This window comes from Lysinibacillus sp. Bpr_S20, from assembly GCF_023337835.1.
Taxonomy (GTDB): Bacteria; Bacillota; Bacilli; order Bacillales_A; family Planococcaceae; genus Lysinibacillus.
Map to the genome: position 1 here is coordinate 99,712 of NZ_JALNLQ010000010.1, position 17,663 is coordinate 117,374.

Genomic DNA, 17,663 nt, shown 5'->3' on the forward strand with positions numbered 1-17,663 from the left:
AGGAGTCCAAAATGCATCCTCAGCACCATACTTTATTTATCGACTACTGTGCTTTTTTCAACGGCAATCAAGATTTTTTTGAATGCCATGAAGTCCTCGAGGAATACTGGAAAATTATCGCTCCAGGTGATAAAAAGCACCCTCTCGTTGGATACGTACAGCTCGCAACAGGATTATATCATTGGCGGCGCGACAATGATATTGGCGCTGCGCGAATCTTAGAAAAAGCACTCAATAATTTTCAATATAACATGGGACATATCTTTTTTGATGAAATCGACTACGAAAAACTACTAACACAACTAACAGATACACTTGCTGCTATCCAAATAGGCAAGTCCTTTCAAGCATTTCAACTTCCTCTTTCACCTATATTAGAAAAATTAGTATTTGCTCGCATACAGCTTTTACCAGCAAGTAACGCTAATTATCTTCTTCATAAACATATGCTTCGAGATCGCTCACATATTCTTGCTGAACGTCAAGAAAGCAAACAAAGAAAAAGCAGACGTCAATGATCGTCTGCTTCTCTAGTGCTGAAAAACAAAATGGTCAAGGAGATCTCTATCTATTTCGTGGCACTTTATTTAAAGTTGATTCTTGGCTACACGCATGCTTAGTAAGCCTTGTTCTGTGACGAACGCAAAATAGCAAGAGATTCGAGTGGCCTTCCACTTCAGCATTTGTTGCAGAAGTTTCATTTTATCACTATAAATTGATGCACGGTTGATTGGAGTGGAGGCTGGGCGACTCCTTGGGGATCAGCGTCACAGATGAGACCCTGGAGCGAGCAGCGCGAGTGAAGCGGCTCATCGGACGCCCCCAGGAAAGCGCCCAGCCGGAACGGAAATCAACCCCTCGTTTTGCCGAAGACCCTAGCAACATGAAAAAGCAGACGTCAATGATCGTCTGCTTCTTCATCCATACAATTTATACATTTTTGAACAATATTACGCGTTTCCTCCGTTGCACTTACACTTTCATACTGGCCAAGGTCTGCTACTTCCTGTAGCATTTCCTTCGCAACACCTTCACCTCTATAAGAAGGTACCACGGAAACATGTTGAATCGTAGCTATATTATTACTGTCTGTTACAAGTCCAACAATGCCAACATACTCATCGTTCTTTTTCCATAAATATAAAACCCAATTATTATCATTTTCATAGGAGTGGATTGTCTCTTTGAGCTTTTTTATGTCTTTTTCGTTAGGCATAAACGAGAGTAGCCCCATTGCTATTTTCTCGAAAGCTTTTTTATATCGAATTAACATATTTGTCTATTCCCTCATTTTCTAGCTGTACATAATCTTTGATTATCCTACACGATTTGTACTTTTACCGCAAGTCAATTTCTGTCTTACGAACCAGGTCCGAGAATACCTTTAGACGCTAATACCCAATAGACAACGCCCCACAACAAAATAAAAGTTGAAATGGACGCTAGTAATACCCATTTGTTTTTTCTCATATTTACTCACCCTTTTTTAACGTTAGCGGGAGATCGTTTTGGACAATATCTTCATAACTTTCGCGTCGAATAGCTAATTGATGATGACCATTTTCTACAAATACAACTGCTGGTCGTGGCACACGATTATAGTTACTCGCCATAGAATATCCATACGCTCCAGTACAGAAGATTGCTAGCACATCTCCAGAAGCTGCTTCCTGTAGCTTTGCATCAATAATTAATTTATCACCAGATTCGCAAAGTTTTCCAGCCACTGTATATGTTTCACTTTTTGATTCATTTGCTTTACTTGCAATGACTGCCTCATACTTCGCATCATATAAAGCTGGACGGATATTATCACTCATACCACCATCGACTGCAATATATTTACGAACATTCGGTACTGTTTTTTGTGAACCAATCGTATAAAGTGATGTTCCTGCATCGCCTACAAGTGAACGTCCTGGTTCAATCCAAATTTCCGGCATAGTTAGACCGAGTACAGTCGCCTTGTTCTTTACAACTGTAATCATATCCTCTACATATACTTGCGGCTCAAGCGGTGCATCTTCCTCAGTATAACGAATACCGAAGCCCCCTCCTAAGTTTAACACAGTACATGTAAAATCGTGAGTCTTGTTCCAATCAGAAATCTTTTCAATTAATTTTTCTCCTGCTAAGCCAAAGCCCGCTGTGTCAAAAATTTGTGAGCCGATATGGCAATGTAATCCAAGAAGCTCTAGGTATTCATGGTTAAACGTTCGTTGGAAAGCTTCATCTGCTTGACCATTATTTAAATCGAAGCCAAATTTAGAGTCCGCTTGACCTGTCGTAATGAAATCATGCGTATGTGCCTCAACACCTGGTGTGACACGTAGTAAAATACGCATTTTTTGTTGACGGCGCTCTGAGATTTCTTGTAAAAGTTGAATTTCATAGAAGTTATCCACGACAATACAACCAATTTTCGAGTCAAAGGCTAATTCTAATTCAGCCATGCTCTTATTATTACCATGGAAATGAATGCGCTCTGCTGGGAATCCAGCTTTTAAAGCTGTAAATAATTCTCCACCAGAGACAACATCTAAAGATAAATTTTCTTCTGCCGCTAATTGGTACACAGCTACACATGCAAATGCTTTCGAAGCATAAGCTACTTCTGCTTTTACACCTAGTTTTTTAAACGTATCCATAAAGCTGCGTGCACGCTTCCGAATAAGCGCTGTATCGTACACAAATAAAGGTGTACCATATTCTTTTGCAAGCTCTAAAGTATCTACCTGTCCAATCGTTAAATGACCATTTTCAGAAATCGCTTGTGTTCCATATAAATGCATGTGCATCTCTCCCTTTTCACATCGTTCCATCTTGTGATAAAAATTGCACCTTATGTTACATCTAACAATAGTTCGACCAGTACACGTGCACAAATACCTCGTGTCGTGGTGGAACCTTGTGTTGAATGAAGATAATTTTCGCAAAAATCACAAAATACTATATGTGAACTTTATCACATGAAAAAAACGAGTGCAACGGCTCCTATGATCTTTTTCGTTGTGCGGAATCGACTACATAAGGTCTTAATGCATCTGCTGTCATTGGGAAACGGATAAGTACGCGAAGCATCGCATTTGGAAAGAACGGAATAAGTGGCCACAAATATGGCGCTTGCATCGGACGTAATGAACATAAATACGTAAATAATATAAAGAACCCGATAAATAACCCATTTACTCCCCAAATACCAGTCATTATTAACAACACTAATCTAAAGAGTTTAATGGAGATACCTAGCTCATATGTCGGAATAATAAAAGTTAAAATGGCTGAAATTGCTGTATATAACACTACTTCTGGTGAAAACACCCCAACATCAATAGCAATTTGACCAATAATTACACCCGCTACCAAACCCATCGCAGTGGATAATGGGGACGGGGTATGAATGGCGGCCATCCTCAAAAATTCTATCCCAATATCTCCAATTAATACTTGTAGTAAAAGTGGGATATGCGATTTTTTCTTTGCTCCTAAAAAGGCTAACTCATCTGGTAAATGTATCCCATGCGTTGCACATAAATACCATAAGGGCAATAATAGTAAACCCATAATTGCTCCGAAATAACGCATAAAACGGACGAAGGTTCCGACTGATGGTGCCTGCCTATACTCCTCTGCATGTTGCAGTAAATGAAAAGCCGTAGCTGGCACAATAATAACAGAAGGAGATGTATCGACAATAATGGCTATGTGGCCCTCAAGTAAATGCGCCGCAGTAATATCTGGTCGTTCCGTATAACGTACAAAAGGAACTGGATGAAACTTTTGTTTAAACAGCCATTCTTCTAGTGATTTATCAGTCATCGTTAAACCATCATGATGAATTTGTTCTATGCGCTGTCGTAATTTATCGAGCGTTTCATCACTCGCAATACCCTTTATAAACGCTAGCGCGACATCGGTTTGACCGATTTCGGATATTTTATGTAGCTCGAAACGTAAATTACTATTGCGAATTCGCCGACGAATCAAAGCAGTATTTTGTGAAATACCTTCTACAAAGCCGTCCCTAGAACCACGAATAACCTTTTCATTATCAGGCTCCGCAGGGGTACGTCCTGGATAATTTCGAATCTCAGCAACATAGCCATAACCACTTTTCGTTATAAAGGCTACTTGTCCACTTAATATTGATAATAAAATGGCTTCACGTTTGGTTTCCTCAGAACGCCCCTGAAAATTGAAATAGGCTTCAAAATACTCTTTTTCATCCTCAATATCAATATCCTCATCAGGCAACATATTAGAGAGTAATTGTGTTAAGACTATTCCATCCACAAGTCCGCTTATATATGCGCAAAGAACCGGCAAATCTTTGACGAATAAATGCTTAATACTTATGTCAAATGATTCGCCGTCTCCAAATTGTTCTTTAAGAAAATTTTCGGCTTCTTCTAAGCTGTTAAATAGTTTATCTTCTGTCATGCTGTCACCATTTTCTTAGATGTCTTTTTTTACTTCTTCCTCTTCAACTGTGGCACTTGTAGCCATCCAATTTTTTAATTGAGCAAGAATTTTTTTCTCTAATCTTGATACCTGAACTTGTGAAATGCCAAGCCTGTTAGCAATTTCAGTTTGGGTACAATCTGAGAAGTATCGTAAATAAATAATGGATTGCTCCCTAGGCTCAAGTCTTGTGAGCACCTCTTTTAGTGGAATATAGTCAAATGGCTGCTCAGATTTTTCGTCCTTCATCTGATCCATTAAAGTAATAGAATCCCCTTCGCTCTCATACAATTGTTCATGCAAGGAAGCAGGATCTCTTAATGCATCTGAAGCTGTTACAATTTCCTCAGTTGTGACACCAAGAACCTGCGCCAATTCATGAATGGTCGGTGGATGCTCATTATTTTTAATGAATTCATCAGTGGCATGACGAATTTTAAAATTAAGCTCACGAATAGATCGACTAACCTTCACCATACCATCATCCCTTAGAAAACGCTGAATTTCACCGATGATCATTGGTACAGCATATGTCGAAAATTTAACATCATATGTTAGATCGAATTTATCCACAGACTTCATGAGCCCGATACAGCCAATTTGAAATAAATCCTCGAGCTCCACGCCCCTACTTGTAAAGCGCTGGACGATAGACCACACAAGCCTCGTATTCCCTTCAATCATTCGTTTACGAGCCTCATGATCGCCCTGCTGTGCACGCGCAATTAAATCTCGCATTTCTCCCTGTGACAATAGCTTATCGGACGACTGTTCTAGCGGCTTCACAATCGTAGCCTCACATTACCGGTGTGCGAACCGAGTAAAATTTCTTCGTAAATGTGACAGTTGTACCCTCTTGCCACTTGGACATGACTGTCAACTGATCTGAAAAACTATCCATAATAGTAAAGCCCATACCCGAACGCTCCATCGCACTTTTCGTCGTAAATAATGGCTCCATCGCTCGACTTACATCCTCAATACCAATCCCTTTATCCATAACAGACACCGTTACAACATCATCCTCACGTTTTGCATGAACTGTAACAACACCTTTACCATTCTCTTCGTAACCGTGAATAATGGCATTAGAAACAGCCTCCGAGACAACCGTTTTAAATTCAGATAGCTCATCAATTGTTGGATCTAATTGTGCAATAAAACCAGTCACAGCTACTCGCGCTAATGCTTCATTTTCACTAATTGCTAAAAAAGTTAATGTCATTTCGTTATCCATTTACAATCCCCCTAACTCGATCAATCGCTTCTTCTTCAGTTGCATCCATCATCCACGGCCCTAACCCTGAAAATTGAAATACCTTTCGCATTGTCGGCGATGGATTCAATAAAATTGTTCGTCCAGCGACTGCTTCTAACTCACGCATTCGCCCAAGCACTAAACCAACACCTGAACTATCCATAAAAGAAAGCCCCTCTAGGTTCCAAATGATAGTCGTAACAGTCCCCTGAAAAATTGCTGTAGAAATTTTAGCTCGAATTTGCTCAACTGCATGATGATCGAGCTCCCCAAATAAACGTATAACTACTGTCTCTTTTGTTACCATTTCTAATTGAAAATGCATGAACATCGCCTCCTCCTCGTGCAATTCCACATTCACTGTGGTGATTCCTTGCGGCTGACAGAACTAGTGCAAAGTCTTCCGAAATAGTGGCAAATCGACATACTCATAGCCTTTTAGGTTAATTGCAGTATGGGATATATCAACATTTTTTAAACCTGGCTGACACTTTTCACAAGAATTATTATTATGCTAACGGCCAGCAAATGTTTACGCTGTTCTTTCTGTCGATTTGGCGGGGCTACCCGTCACTTTGAAGGTTCTATCCACGTTTGACGGTTCTATCCACTTTTTTTGCAGTTCTATCCACGATTTTGGGTGGCTCTATCCACGAATTTGATAGTTCTATCCGCTATTTTGACGGTTCTATCCACGTTTGCCGGGGCTATCCGTCACTTTGGAGGTTCTATCCACGGATTTGGCGGGCCTATCCACGGAAATTGATAGTTCTATCCATGATTTTGGCAGTTCTATCCATGTTTGTCGGTTCTATTCATCGCTCTGTCTTCTTTCCGTCGCTCTGACTATTCTTTCCGTCACTTCGGTTCTTCTATCCGTCGCTCTGTCTTCTTTCCGTCACCCTGGCCATTCTTCCCGTCGCCTCGGCCTTTCTTTCCGTCACTTTGCCCCTACTTTCCGTCGCTCTGGCTCTTCTTTCCCTCTCTCTGATTTCATTCCGTCGCTTCAGCCCTTCTTTCCGTCACTTTGCCCCTTCTTTCCATTGTCTGGGCCATTCTTTCCGTCGCTCTGTCTTTTTCACCTCGCCCTGACTATTCTTCCCCCGCTTTAACTCTTTTTCCCCCGCTTTAACTGTTTTTCCCGCTTTAACTCTACGTTTTTTTAGAACACAAAAAAGCGAGAGCCCCCTTTAAAGAGAGTTCTCGCTTCCATTCATCATTTATGCAATTGTATAAGCTTTTAGTACTTTTTCGATGGTTTCCTCATCGATTTGACGATTTGAATATAGATAAGCAATCGTCTCGCCAGCGCGAACATGGTCACCTTTTTTAGCGATTAATTGAATACCAGCATCGTAATCAAGCGCTGATTCTTTTGTTAATCGACCTGCGCCAAGACCAACGCTAGCTTCTCCGATTAATAGTGCATTAATAGTCCCTACAGTCCCTTCAGTAGGTGCTTTGACAGCTACTTTGTTAGCTGTGTCTTTTTGCACGATATCAGCTAAATCGCCACCTTGTGCTACGATAAATTCCTCGAATTTTGTAGCGGCTGAACCATCCTCTAATACTCGTTTCACAGCTGCTGTTGCTTCCGCCTCATTTACGCCTGCTGCCACTTGGTACATTAAAGAAGAAATAATAATACATTCCTCCAGTAGATCCTCATGTGTTTCATCCATACGACCGCTTAATAAAGCAAACGCTTCCACTACTTCAAGCTTATTGCCAATCATTTTTCCAAGTGGATTGTCCATGTCACTAATATGAGCGACTACTTTACGCCCCAGCTTTTCACCGATAGCAGTCATCGTTTCAGCTAAAACCTGCGCTTCTTCTTCTGTTTTCATAAATGCACCTGAGCCACATTTGACATCAAGTACAATGCCGTCAGCACCACTTGCAATTTTCTTACTCATAATAGATGCGGCAATTAGTGGGGTAGAATCGACAGTACCCGTCACATCTCGTAACGCATATAATTTTTTGTCAGCTGGTACAAGATTGCCTGTTTGACCAGCCACTGCAATTTTATGTTTATTGACATTGTCGATAAATTCTTGTGATGAAAGCTCTGTTTTTAAGCCACGAATGGATTCTAATTTATCGATTGTACCACCTGTAATACCTAGACCTTTACCACTAAACTTCGCTACCGGAATATCTAGTGCAGCAATGATAGGCGTGACGATTAGTGTCACTTTATCTCCTACACCGCCTGTTGAGTGTTTATCAATTTTAAAACCTTCAATAGATGATAAATCAATGACATCTCCAGATTCAATCATTGCCTTTGTTAAATAAAATGTTTCATCATATGTCATACCCAATAAACGGATTGCCATCAGTAGTGAGCTTGCTTGATAATCAGGAATTGTACCAGTCGTATAACCCTCTACAAAATACTGAATTTCAGCCTGTGATAGCTCCTTGCCTTGTTTCTTCTTTTCAAATAGCTGCGCCATATTCATATCGATAATCCCCCTTACTTCAGATCATTTAAGAAGCTTTTGCCAAACGCTGGTGCTTCTACTTTGAAGTTTTCAGCTACTGTTGCTGCAATATCTGCAAACGTTTCACGTAGTGCTAGTTCACTACCACCGTTAAAGCGTGGTGAATAGATAATTAACGGTACATATTCACGCGTATGATCTGTCCCTGGGAATGTTGGATCATTCCCGTGGTCTGCCGTAATGATTAGTAAATCATCCTCTGTCATCGCTTCAGTAATTTCTGGTAAACGTGCATCAAATTCTTGAAGTGCGTTGCCATAACCTATTGGGTCACGACGATGTCCAAAATTCGCATCAAAGTCCACTAAGTTTAAGAAACTAATACCATGGAAATCACGGCGCACTACCTCTGCAAACTTATCCATACCATCTGTATTATTTTTTGTACGTACAGCATCAGTAACGCCTTCACCGTTGAAAATATCTGAGATTTTTCCGATTGCGATAACATCTAACCCTGCATCCTTTAAGACATTCATCGTTGTACGACCAAACGGCTTTAACGCATAGTCATGACGATTAGATGTACGCGTGAAGTTTCCTGGTGTACCGATAAATGGACGAGCAATAACACGGCCAACTAAATATTCTGGCTGTAATGTTAGCTCACGAGCAATTTCACAAATTTTATATAATTCCTCTAATGGAATAATTTCTTCATGGGCAGCAATTTGCAAAACAGGATCAGCAGATGTATAGACAATAATCGCTCCTGTCTCCATATGCTCCTTGCCGAAGTCTTCGATTACTTGTGTGCCACTTGCAGGTTTATTGCAAAGTACTTTGCGGCCTGTACGTTTTTCCAATTCTGCAATAAGCTCAGCTGGGAATCCCTCAGGGTACACCTTAAACGGTTTATCGATATTCAAACCCATAATTTCCCAATGCCCTGTCATCGTATCTTTCCCAACAGATGCTTCTTGCATTTTTCCGTAGTATGCCTTTGGTTTGTCAGTAGCCTGCATACCTTGTAATGGTTCAATGTTTGCTAAGCCGAAAGACTCCATATGTGGCATTGTAAGCCCATTCATTTTTTCAGCGATATGTCCTAGAGTATGTGAACCCACATCTCCAAAATTTGCTGCGTCTGGAGCTTCACCAATTCCAACCGAGTCCAATACTACTACATGGATTTTTTCAAATGGTTTATTCATTCATTTTGCCTCCTACTCTCTTGTCTCTATTTTACCAAAAAACAGCGAAAAATAAAGGTCAGACATCCGACTAACTAATAATTTTCAAGCGCGTGGATGAAATTGCTTATAAACCTCTGATAGTCGGGATTTACTAATATGTGTATAAATTTGTGTTGTGGAAATATCGGCATGCCCTAGCATCTCTTGTACTGCTCGCAAATCCGCACCGTTTTCCACTAAATGTGTTGCAAAAGAATGACGTAATGTATGTGGCGTTAATTCATGTTGGATGCCCGCTTTTAAGGCGTGCTCCTTCATTAATTTCCAACAACCTTGCCTTGTTAAACGTTTTCCTCGTTGATTGATAAAAAAAGCTTCTGTTTTGGGAGATTTCCCTTGTAATTGACTTCGTGCGCCATCTAAATAAGTACTTAATGCAAAAAGGGCACTTTTTCCAAGTGGAATGATACGCTCCTTGCCTCCCTTACCAAAGACGCGGACAAAGCCCATCGTCAAGTGAATATCCGCTAAATCCAATGCAATCAGCTCACTAATGCGCATTCCTGACCCATATAACAGCTCTAGCATCGCTACATCGCGGATACCTTGTGGTTTGCTGCGATTTGGTGCCGCTAATAAAGCTTCTATTTCCTCGATAGAGAGTACATTTGGTAGCTTTTGCTCAATGGTCGGCATTTCTAAATGGACAGTCGGATCTGTTTCAGCTCGTTTTTCCCGTAGTAGAAATTGATGGAAACTACGAATGGAGGAGATGTGTCGAGCCACAGTACGACTTGTCTTTCCTTGCATTCGCAGCTGCTCTAAATGGCGTAAAATGGTCGTCCTATCCACTCTTCGAAAATCAGACATTCCCTCTACTTCCCGCAAAAAATTCACGTAATTTTCTAAGTCTCGGCGATAGGATGCTAATGTATTATCGGATAATTGTCGTTCAACTTGGATAAAATGGATATAATCCTCTATGGCATATTGGAATTCATTCATCATAACGCCCCCTTACTGTCAATTATTCTCTATTTTAGCACGGCAATTTGAATTGTGCTAAAACGGTCCCCTATTCTACATTGCTAATTTCATATAAAACAAAAAACTGCCCGATTAATCAAAAGATTAAAACAGACAGCTTCTTGTTATTTTTCTTCATTCGATTCGTCGTTTTTATCATGACAGCGCCAGCAAATACCGTGGAATGTTAGTCGGTGATCTTTTATGATAAAGTTCCAACGTTTTTCAACAACGGCTTCCACATCTTCAAGTAAATCTTCTTGAATTTCATCAACCGCACCACATTCGATACAAACTAGATGATGGTGGAAATGCGCAGCTCCCTCTTGGCGTAGATCATAGCGCGAAACGCCATCGCCAAAGTTGATTTTGTCGACAATTTTGAGCTCAGTTAGTAATTCTAACGTTCTATAGACAGTAGCAAGACCAATTTCAGGTGCCTTTTCTTTTACTAAAAGGTAAACATCTTCTGCACTTAGGTGGTCTTCCTCGTGCTCCAGCAGTACAGCAACTGTTGCTTCTCGCTGCGGCGTCAGCTTATAACTAGCACTATGCAACTGTTTTTTTATACGATCAATTCGGCTCTCCATGTGACGCCCCCCTAAACTCTTTCCATTATACCAAAGGAGTAAATCCTATTACAAGATAGTGAATAGATTTCGAATATGCTTTTGTATATTTTTACCTAATGCTAAATTTCTGTAGTTATCAATTTAAAATATAAGAAATAACAATAAACTCAGCCACTATTATGATGAAAAATGCGATAAAATTCAACAAAATTGTCCGACCATTTATCATTTTTCCGATTTTTCGCTTTGACCATGCTGGCACAAGTAAATTGCATAGGTTTAGCAACAATATACAATAGATAAGCTGAAATGGAAACCACCAAATCGTATAAACCCAGAACGCCTCAAGCTTTTGTAATAAAAAAACCGAGCTAAAGCCAAAAAAGGTTGCACGCATTGCCACTGTAACACGCACTAGAACCTTTAGGACATTATGTGTTGCAAGCAATATTACGAGAGCGATTGAAACAGCAACAGGTAACACTAAACGAAACAGAGAATGCCTGTCCCCATTTGTTAAACGAGGCTCTATAAATGAAATAAAAGGCTCTGCTTTCGGCCCACCAATAATATGAAATAAGATAACGCCGCAAACGAAACTCATAGCAATAATGGAAGCGTGATAAAATATAGACACCGTACGAGACATAAACATGCTCCTTTTCTATCAAGGTTTGTACAGCTTATGCTCGTCCGCTTCTATTATGCTAAAGATTATGATCTTATTGTGTTGCAAGCCAAAGTACTGCAAACGCTGTCTTGGCGTCGTATATACGCTCATCTGCCACCATTTGCCCCGCCTCTTCCAACGAAACTTCTATTAATTCGACAAATTCATCCTCATCTAGATCTGCCTTATTGTCAATTTTATATAAATCTTTAGCTACAAATAGATGGATGATTTCATCTGCGAAGCCTGGGGATGTTGCAAACGCTTGTAAATAAGTTAAGCTCTGTGCTCCGTAACCTGTTTCTTCCTCTAATTCACGGCGCGCGGTTACAATAGGTTCCTCCCCTGGTTCAAGCTTACCAGCTGGAATTTCAATAATTGAACGTTCTAAAGCTTTGCGATATTGCTCCACTAATACTAATTTGCCTTCATCTGTAACAGCTATAACCGCAACTGCGCCTGGATGCTTAATAATCTCCCTTTTTGCAACATTACCATTTGGTAAAGTGACATCATCAATTTGTAGTTTTACAATTTTCCCGTCATAAACGGGTGTAGTCTTTATCGTTTTTTCTTCAAACTTTTTCATTGACTATAACCTCGCTTGTTCTTCAGATATGTTCATTGTACCATTACAAGTAGAGAAATCGAAGGAGGGCATTAGCATGAAAAAAAGACAGCTTGGCTCAAGTGAATTGTTCATTTCAGAAATTAGTTTAGGGGGCATGTCTCTTTCGACAGATAAGAAAAAGGCTGCTGCAATCGTCGATATGGCGCTAGATGCTGGCATTAATTATATCGATACAGCCGATTTATATGATTTTGGGACCAATGAAGAAATGATTGGCGCTATTTTAGGGAAACGTCGTCAGGATGTTCTAGTTGCTACAAAAGTTGGTAATCGTTGGACAGAAGGTGTAGACGGTTGGCATTGGGATGCATCCCCTTCTTATATAAAGGAAGCTCTACACGCTAGCTTGAAACGACTAGGTACTGACTATATTGATGTTTATCAGTTACATGGTGGGACGATAGAAGACGATTGGGATGGCATTATCGACACTTTTGAAAATTTGAAAAAAGATGGATTGATTCGAGAATATGGTATTTCCTCGATTCGACCAAATGTACTAAAGCGTTTTTTACCCGCAAGCTCTGCCAAAAGTGTCATGATGCAATATAGCGCTTTAGATCGTCGCCCAGAGGAATGGTTAGACTTTATTGCAAGTAAAGGTGCTTCCGTCGTAACACGTGGGACTGTTGCAAAAGGTTTACTAACAAATAGCTGGAAAGAACGTTTACAACGTGTCAACGGCTTTAACACCTATACAGCGGACGAATTAACAGTAGTATTAACAGGCTTATCCTCACATTTTGACGATTTACATGCACTAGCTATCGCCTTTAATCTAAAGGAACCTGCTATCGCTTCAACCGTGATTGGGGCTAGCTCACAAGAACAGCTGGCGCAAACACTTGCCGCCTATGAAAAAATGAATTTGATAACAGATTTTAAAGCAGCAAAAGAGCTAACAAAAGCCGAACAATATATGGATCACCGATGAAAAAATGGCTTATCTTACTAGTGTTTTTAGTAGTACTTGTCATATCCTCTAGTATGACCTATGAACAACAGTCTATTATTCCTGAATTGGAGCAAATATTAGCAAATAAACCATTTGAAAAGCAATTATCGGTTTTAAAAATTCCTTATTGGGACACAGTTGTTTCTGTAGAAGAACGGGGTTACTTTAAGTTTGTAGAATTTTTAATTCGCAAATTCACGCATTTCGCTGGATTCGGCTGCATCGCACTCGGCATTTACTTCGCATGGGGTAAACGTCGGTTCGCCGCAGTTGTCGCTATTGCCGGGACAGCTCTTATAGCAATGCTTGATGAGTTTCGCCAAAGCTTTACACCAGGACGCACAATGAGCGGACAGGATGTTATGGTGGATACAGCTGGTGCCATTGTTTTTGTTGGGATTGTCCTGTTGGTGAGGAAGATTTTTAAAAGGCAAAGGGCGCTTTAACCCTTTGTCTTTTATTTGATGTCAAACGAATCTCCAAAAAAATAGTTCTTCAGATTCTGAATATAACATTGCCCCTGCTTTTTGTAAGACTTTATGTGAGGAGATATTACTTTTTTCAGTGTCAGCAACCACATACTTAACATTTGATTGACGTAGTAACCAATCTTTCATCATCCTAACAGTTTCCGTCATGTATCCTTTTCCCTGATATTGCGAAAATGTATAATATCCGATCACGACTTCTCCCTGTTCATTTGGTAGACCTTTTAACATAATGCCACCAACGATACAGTTTTCTTCTTTCGATACGATTATCCAATTCGTGTACCAAATATAATTTTCCTCATTCTCTAATACTTTCGATCGTCTAAACTTCAAAGCTTGTCTAAGTTCTTCATCAAGAAAGATTTCTTTACTACTTAATGGCAACTCTATTTCAAATGTCTTTTCTTCATGAATTAGTAAATCTAAATTCTTTGCGTTTAATGGGATTAGTTTTAATCTATTAGTGCTTAATTCAATCATTTTTTCTCTCCTATCTTAGATTTATCTAAAACTATTAAGAGATATATGTATTGGCAACGTCTCCTGTTTTTTATTTAGGCTGTTTTCTTATAGATTGTTGCTCTCTTGAAAATACAGCAATAATCTTTGAGAAAACAGCCTTCTTTTTAAATGACTTTTAACTTACAATATATTGTGATTTGTGTTCATACTTTACAAATTCGCTTCTTCTACTAGCTTTTCGAGCAAATCCTTCACTGGTAGTACCTGAATCATCTTAAACCCCGTGACTGCCCACAATTAATGAAAGACTCTACTAGGTTTTGTCAATTTCAATTTATTAATCCCTATACCGATGAAGTGTTTTATCATTTAAATAATGAACCGGCCTGGACTACCATTCATCAAGCTGCGAATAGATTAGCATTTTACAAATCCGAATTGAATATGTTTCATCCTTTTCGAGAGGGAAACGAGCGAACTATTCGTATTTTTGTGCAAGCATATGCACTTTCTAAAGGTGTTAAAGAAATTTATTTAAACGCAATGATTCAATCTGTTACCAAAACAGAACTACTAGAAAGGCTATTTTTTAATACTATCGAATTTATCTAATTAAAATCCGATAAAACAAAAAACAGTGAATCCGCATTTGGATCCACTGTTTCTCTTTTAGAATTTTGAGCCTTTATCGCCATATTCGTTTAGTAGTTCTTCAAACGATTTGTTTTTTTCGCGTTGCTTGCGCTCAAAGGCTAGCTTTGCTTGGCGTTCTTCTTCTGCAGCTTGCTCTTTCACCGTTAAATCTTGCTTTGCCGCTTTTAATTTGGCAAGCACGTCACCGCCTAATTGATCGGCTAATGTGACTGCCTCCTGCTTCGGTAGACTAGATGTCACACTATTATCTACTCGTTGCTGCTGTTTTCGTTTCTTTCCCATTGCATTTCACCTTCTTATTCACTTCAAGGGCGCTTGACAACTGTTGCCACACCTTGTCCTCCACCGATACATAGTGTTGCGAGACCAGTTTTTGCATCAAGCTTTTCCATCTCATGTAAAAGCGTGACTAAAATACGTGCTCCACTTGCACCAATTGGATGGCCAAGAGCAATTGCTCCCCCGTTCACATTTAGTTTATCATGATTAAAGCCTAATTCGCGATCTACAGCAATAGATTGAGCTGCAAAAGCTTCATTCGCTTCAATTAAATCTATATTATCTAGTGTCACATCAGCCTTTGCTAATGCTTTTTTCACTGCCGTTACTGGGCCTGTTCCCATAATAGCTGGGTCAACACCTGCGCTTGCATTCGCTGTAATGAATGCCATTGGGTGAATCCCTAACTCTTCCGCTTTTTCTTTCGACATAACCACGACAGCTGCTGCTCCATCGTTAATACCAGATGCGTTTGCTGCTGTCACGGAGCCATCCTTTTTAAAAGCAGGACGAAGTTTAGATAGCGACTCAGCTGTAACGCCTTGACGTGGGAATTCATCTTTATCAAATATAATAGAATCGCCCTTGCGCTGAGGAATTTCCACTGCTACGATTTCTTCGTTAAACTTCCCTGCTGCCATTGCCGCTTCTGCACGCTGTTGAGAACGTGCTGCAAAGGCATCTTGCTCCTCGCGAGAAATCTCATAAACATCACATAAATTTTCAGCTGTAACGCCCATATGATAGTCATTAAAAGCACACCACAATCCGTCATGAATCATTGTATCGACTACTTTTTGATCCCCCATGCGGAAGCCTTCTCGTGCATTTTTTAATACATACGGTGCTTGGCTCATATTTTCAAAGCCACCTGCAACGACAATATCTGCATCACCTGCTAAAATGGCTTGTGTCGCTAAGTGAACTGCTTTTAGCCCTGAGCCACAAACTTTATTAATAGTTAATGCCGATACTTTGTGTGGCAAGTCTGCTGCAATCGCTGCTTGACGAGCTGGATTTTGACCAAGTCCAGCTGATAAGACATTCCCCATAATGACCTCGTCAACTTGTTCACCTGCTACACCAGCACGTGCTAATGCCTCTTTAATAACAATACTCCCTAGTGTTGTCGCTGGTACGTCCTTTAAAGTTCCTTGGAATGAACCAATAGCTGTACGTACAGCACTTACTATTACTACCTCTTTCGTCATAAACTTTCTCCCCTTTTCCCCGTTCAAAAATGAACACTGCATGCATATGCTACTAGCAGATATATCTATTTTAACAAATATTTTGACGATTTTCGATAGCAGAAATAATCGCAGTTTTGCCAAAGATAATGTAAAATGTTGACGTGTTTTAAACAATCTCAGTTGGGAACATTACAATTAAGAAAAGTGCATACATTTCGCTTGTATGCCTAGACAACAAAAGAAACAGGACGTGGAGGTGTTAATAATGAAAAAGAAAATGCTATTATTTTCAGGTATAACGACGACGATTGCTGCAGCAGCAACTGGTCTGTTCGGCTTCGCGCTTTCCAATAAATTAATGTACATTAAACAAAAGGATCCTGAATTTGTTCGTGAACGTGAAACTACCGCAAAACGCTTTGATGAAGCTTGGTACAATAAAAACTTAAAATGTGAACTAAATATTGACTCTCCAAATGGCTATACCATTCGTGGCATCATGTTTCAGCCATTGGAAACAAATAATACCATCATTATTTGCCACGGAGTAACAGAAAATAAAATCAACTCCGTTAAATATGCTCGACTTTTTGAACGACTTGGCTATAATTCCGTTATTTTTGACCATCGTCGACATGGGGAGACCGGTGGGAAAACGACTAGCTACGGCCATTATGAAAAAAATGACCTTGATGCAGTAGTCAAAACTATAAAGGCTATGATTGGTGAAAACGCCATTCTCGGTATTCATGGTGAATCAATGGGAGCCGCAACAATGTTACTATATGCAGGAACTGTAGAGGATGGTGCGGATTTCTATATTTCAGATTGTGCGTTTTCTGATTTTTCAATGCTGCTGAAACAAATAGCGAAGACGGAATTTAAATATGGCTCGATTATTCCAATTCGTTTTGCCGATTTCTTTGTCCGCTTGCGAGACGGTTATTCCTTTAAAAGTGTGACACCTTCTGAAGCTGTAACAAATATTGAAAAGCCGGTACTCTTTATCCATAGTATTCCTGACACATTTATCCCGGCTTCCATGTCACTGGATTTATACAATAAAAAAACTGGTCCTAAGAAGCTGAAGCTATTTGATAAAGGTGCTCATGCACAGTCTTTTAATGAAAATATGGCTGAATATGAGGATTTAATCCACGACTTTTTAGAAAATTTCATTTATCAAAAAATTAATCGTGATTCTTCTTCGTCTAATGTCATTCCATTTCATTTTTAGGGCAAATGAAAACAAAATATAGTTCTTCTGCAAAGCGAGGGGTTGATTTCCGTTCCGACTGGGCGCTTTCCTGGGGGCGTCGGGGCAACACGATGTTGGTCACGAAGGCGTTATCACAGGATGTG

The 17,663-nt window shown here is 39.8% G+C and carries 20 protein-coding genes; 5 read left to right on the forward strand and 15 right to left on the reverse strand.

The features are described 5' to 3' along the window. Nucleotides 1-11: 11 nt before the first annotated feature. Nucleotides 12-518 carry a DUF309 domain-containing protein gene (locus MWJ95_RS20100; RefSeq protein ID WP_249107091.1) on the forward strand — a complete coding sequence of 169 codons (507 nt, stop codon included), beginning with the start codon at nt 12-14 and terminating at the stop codon, nt 516-518. Nucleotides 519-898: 380 nt separating this feature from the next. Here MWJ95_RS20100 and MWJ95_RS20105 read toward each other — a convergent pair whose 3' ends face one another. From MWJ95_RS20105 to MWJ95_RS20160, 12 genes are all read right to left on the reverse strand, one after another. Next, complete coding sequence (locus tag MWJ95_RS20105; RefSeq protein WP_249075726.1) at nt 899-1,273, reverse strand: GNAT family N-acetyltransferase; 375 nt, start codon at nt 1,271-1,273, stop codon at nt 899-901. Nucleotides 1,274-1,472: 199 nt separating this feature from the next. Further along, complete coding sequence (gene lysA, locus MWJ95_RS20110; protein ID WP_249075725.1) at nt 1,473-2,792, reverse strand: diaminopimelate decarboxylase; 1,320 nt, start codon at nt 2,790-2,792, stop codon at nt 1,473-1,475. A gap of 202 nt (nt 2,793-2,994) precedes the next feature. Continuing rightward, nucleotides 2,995-4,440, reverse strand: a complete 1,446-nt coding sequence (locus MWJ95_RS20115) for a spore germination protein (protein ID WP_249075724.1) — start codon at nt 4,438-4,440, stop codon at nt 2,995-2,997. 15 nt (nt 4,441-4,455) lie between these two features. Continuing rightward, nucleotides 4,456-5,247: an RNA polymerase sporulation sigma factor SigF gene (gene sigF, locus MWJ95_RS20120; RefSeq protein ID WP_249075723.1), complete on the reverse strand. Its 792-nt coding sequence runs from the start codon at nt 5,245-5,247 to the stop codon at nt 4,456-4,458. A gap of 10 nt (nt 5,248-5,257) precedes the next feature. After that, a complete protein-coding gene (spoIIAB, locus tag MWJ95_RS20125; RefSeq protein ID WP_249075722.1) occupies nt 5,258-5,698 on the reverse strand; it encodes an anti-sigma F factor in 441 nt (146 codons plus the stop codon). Beyond that, nucleotides 5,691-6,044: an anti-sigma F factor antagonist gene (spoIIAA, locus tag MWJ95_RS20130; RefSeq protein ID WP_249107092.1), complete on the reverse strand. Its 354-nt coding sequence runs from the start codon at nt 6,042-6,044 to the stop codon at nt 5,691-5,693. Before spoIIAA ends, spoIIAB begins: the two co-directional genes overlap by 8 nt. Before the next feature lie 895 nt (nt 6,045-6,939). After that, complete coding sequence (locus MWJ95_RS20135; protein ID WP_249075720.1) at nt 6,940-8,190, reverse strand: thymidine phosphorylase; 1,251 nt, start codon at nt 8,188-8,190, stop codon at nt 6,940-6,942. Nucleotides 8,191-8,204: 14 nt separating this feature from the next. After that, nucleotides 8,205-9,386, reverse strand: a complete 1,182-nt coding sequence (gene deoB, locus MWJ95_RS20140) for a phosphopentomutase (RefSeq protein ID WP_249075719.1) — start codon at nt 9,384-9,386, stop codon at nt 8,205-8,207. 84 nt (nt 9,387-9,470) lie between these two features. After that, nucleotides 9,471-10,373: a site-specific tyrosine recombinase XerD gene (xerD, locus tag MWJ95_RS20145; protein WP_249075718.1), complete on the reverse strand. Its 903-nt coding sequence runs from the start codon at nt 10,371-10,373 to the stop codon at nt 9,471-9,473. 146 nt (nt 10,374-10,519) lie between these two features. Beyond that, nucleotides 10,520-10,984, reverse strand: coding sequence for a ferric iron uptake transcriptional regulator (gene fur / locus MWJ95_RS20150; protein ID WP_004232171.1), 465 nt, complete (start codon nt 10,982-10,984; stop codon nt 10,520-10,522). Between the two features lie 118 nt (nt 10,985-11,102). Then, complete coding sequence (locus MWJ95_RS20155; RefSeq protein ID WP_249107093.1) at nt 11,103-11,615, reverse strand: hypothetical protein; 513 nt, start codon at nt 11,613-11,615, stop codon at nt 11,103-11,105. A gap of 73 nt (nt 11,616-11,688) precedes the next feature. Beyond that, nucleotides 11,689-12,225 carry an NUDIX domain-containing protein gene (locus tag MWJ95_RS20160; RefSeq protein ID WP_249107094.1) on the reverse strand — a complete coding sequence of 179 codons (537 nt, stop codon included), beginning with the start codon at nt 12,223-12,225 and terminating at the stop codon, nt 11,689-11,691. A gap of 76 nt (nt 12,226-12,301) precedes the next feature. Here MWJ95_RS20160 and MWJ95_RS20165 point away from each other — a divergent pair, with 76 nt between their 5' ends. Together MWJ95_RS20165 and MWJ95_RS20170 are read left to right on the forward strand one after the other, a co-directional pair. Beyond that, nucleotides 12,302-13,201, forward strand: a complete 900-nt coding sequence (locus MWJ95_RS20165) for an aldo/keto reductase (RefSeq protein ID WP_249107095.1) — start codon at nt 12,302-12,304, stop codon at nt 13,199-13,201. Next, entirely contained in the window at nt 13,198-13,668 is a 471-nt protein-coding gene (locus MWJ95_RS20170) for a VanZ family protein (RefSeq protein WP_249107096.1), read from the forward strand. Before MWJ95_RS20165 ends, MWJ95_RS20170 begins: the two co-directional genes overlap by 4 nt. A gap of 21 nt (nt 13,669-13,689) precedes the next feature. On the opposite strand, the gene MWJ95_RS20175 is transcribed toward MWJ95_RS20170, so the two are convergent. Continuing rightward, nucleotides 13,690-14,193 carry a GNAT family N-acetyltransferase gene (locus MWJ95_RS20175; protein ID WP_249075713.1) on the reverse strand — a complete coding sequence of 168 codons (504 nt, stop codon included), beginning with the start codon at nt 14,191-14,193 and terminating at the stop codon, nt 13,690-13,692. Between the two features lie 282 nt (nt 14,194-14,475). On the opposite strand from MWJ95_RS20175, the gene MWJ95_RS24750 reads away from it, so the two are divergent. Next, nucleotides 14,476-14,787: a Fic family protein gene (locus MWJ95_RS24750; protein WP_481817364.1), complete on the forward strand. Its 312-nt coding sequence runs from the start codon at nt 14,476-14,478 to the stop codon at nt 14,785-14,787. A gap of 57 nt (nt 14,788-14,844) precedes the next feature. On the opposite strand, the gene MWJ95_RS20180 is transcribed toward MWJ95_RS24750, so the two are convergent. Both MWJ95_RS20180 and MWJ95_RS20185 read right to left on the reverse strand, forming a co-directional pair. Further along, nucleotides 14,845-15,111: a YqkE family protein gene (locus tag MWJ95_RS20180; protein WP_249075712.1), complete on the reverse strand. Its 267-nt coding sequence runs from the start codon at nt 15,109-15,111 to the stop codon at nt 14,845-14,847. 23 nt (nt 15,112-15,134) lie between these two features. After that, nucleotides 15,135-16,319 carry an acetyl-CoA C-acetyltransferase gene (locus MWJ95_RS20185; protein WP_249107097.1) on the reverse strand — a complete coding sequence of 395 codons (1,185 nt, stop codon included), beginning with the start codon at nt 16,317-16,319 and terminating at the stop codon, nt 15,135-15,137. A 247-nt stretch (nt 16,320-16,566) separates the two neighbouring features. On the opposite strand from MWJ95_RS20185, the gene MWJ95_RS20190 reads away from it, so the two are divergent. Beyond that, complete coding sequence (locus MWJ95_RS20190; RefSeq protein ID WP_249107098.1) at nt 16,567-17,538, forward strand: alpha/beta hydrolase; 972 nt, start codon at nt 16,567-16,569, stop codon at nt 17,536-17,538. Nucleotides 17,539-17,663: the final 125 nt, after the last annotated feature.

What these genes read in the sequence shown, in the direction of transcription:
- MWJ95_RS20185 (WP_249107097.1), bottom strand. Translation starts at nt 16,319, where the DNA reads ATGACGAAAGAGGTAGTAATAGTAAGTGCTGTACGTACAGCTATTGGT.
- MWJ95_RS20115 (WP_249075724.1), bottom strand. Translation starts at nt 4,440, where the DNA reads ATGACAGAAGATAAACTATTTAACAGCTTAGAAGAAGCCGAAAATTTT.
- lysA (WP_249075725.1), bottom strand. Translation starts at nt 2,792, where the DNA reads ATGCATTTATATGGAACACAAGCGATTTCTGAAAATGGTCATTTAACG.
- MWJ95_RS24750 (WP_481817364.1), top strand. Translation starts at nt 14,476, where the DNA reads ATGAAAGACTCTACTAGGTTTTGTCAATTTCAATTTATTAATCCCTAT.
- deoB (WP_249075719.1), bottom strand. Translation starts at nt 9,386, where the DNA reads ATGAATAAACCATTTGAAAAAATCCATGTAGTAGTATTGGACTCGGTT.
- spoIIAB (WP_249075722.1), bottom strand. Translation starts at nt 5,698, where the DNA reads ATGGATAACGAAATGACATTAACTTTTTTAGCAATTAGTGAAAATGAA.
- MWJ95_RS20160 (WP_249107094.1), bottom strand. Translation starts at nt 12,225, where the DNA reads ATGAAAAAGTTTGAAGAAAAAACGATAAAGACTACACCCGTTTATGAC.
- MWJ95_RS20170 (WP_249107096.1), top strand. Translation starts at nt 13,198, where the DNA reads ATGAAAAAATGGCTTATCTTACTAGTGTTTTTAGTAGTACTTGTCATA.
- spoIIAA (WP_249107092.1), bottom strand. Translation starts at nt 6,044, where the DNA reads ATGCATTTTCAATTAGAAATGGTAACAAAAGAGACAGTAGTTATACGT.
- MWJ95_RS20190 (WP_249107098.1), top strand. Translation starts at nt 16,567, where the DNA reads ATGAAAAAGAAAATGCTATTATTTTCAGGTATAACGACGACGATTGCT.
- MWJ95_RS20165 (WP_249107095.1), top strand. Translation starts at nt 12,302, where the DNA reads ATGAAAAAAAGACAGCTTGGCTCAAGTGAATTGTTCATTTCAGAAATT.
- MWJ95_RS20135 (WP_249075720.1), bottom strand. Translation starts at nt 8,190, where the DNA reads ATGAATATGGCGCAGCTATTTGAAAAGAAGAAACAAGGCAAGGAGCTA.
- MWJ95_RS20180 (WP_249075712.1), bottom strand. Translation starts at nt 15,111, where the DNA reads ATGGGAAAGAAACGAAAACAGCAGCAACGAGTAGATAATAGTGTGACA.
- MWJ95_RS20100 (WP_249107091.1), top strand. Translation starts at nt 12, where the DNA reads ATGCATCCTCAGCACCATACTTTATTTATCGACTACTGTGCTTTTTTC.
- fur (WP_004232171.1), bottom strand. Translation starts at nt 10,984, where the DNA reads ATGGAGAGCCGAATTGATCGTATAAAAAAACAGTTGCATAGTGCTAGT.
- MWJ95_RS20155 (WP_249107093.1), bottom strand. Translation starts at nt 11,615, where the DNA reads ATGTCTCGTACGGTGTCTATATTTTATCACGCTTCCATTATTGCTATG.
- MWJ95_RS20175 (WP_249075713.1), bottom strand. Translation starts at nt 14,193, where the DNA reads ATGATTGAATTAAGCACTAATAGATTAAAACTAATCCCATTAAACGCA.
- xerD (WP_249075718.1), bottom strand. Translation starts at nt 10,373, where the DNA reads ATGAATGAATTCCAATATGCCATAGAGGATTATATCCATTTTATCCAA.
- MWJ95_RS20105 (WP_249075726.1), bottom strand. Translation starts at nt 1,273, where the DNA reads ATGTTAATTCGATATAAAAAAGCTTTCGAGAAAATAGCAATGGGGCTA.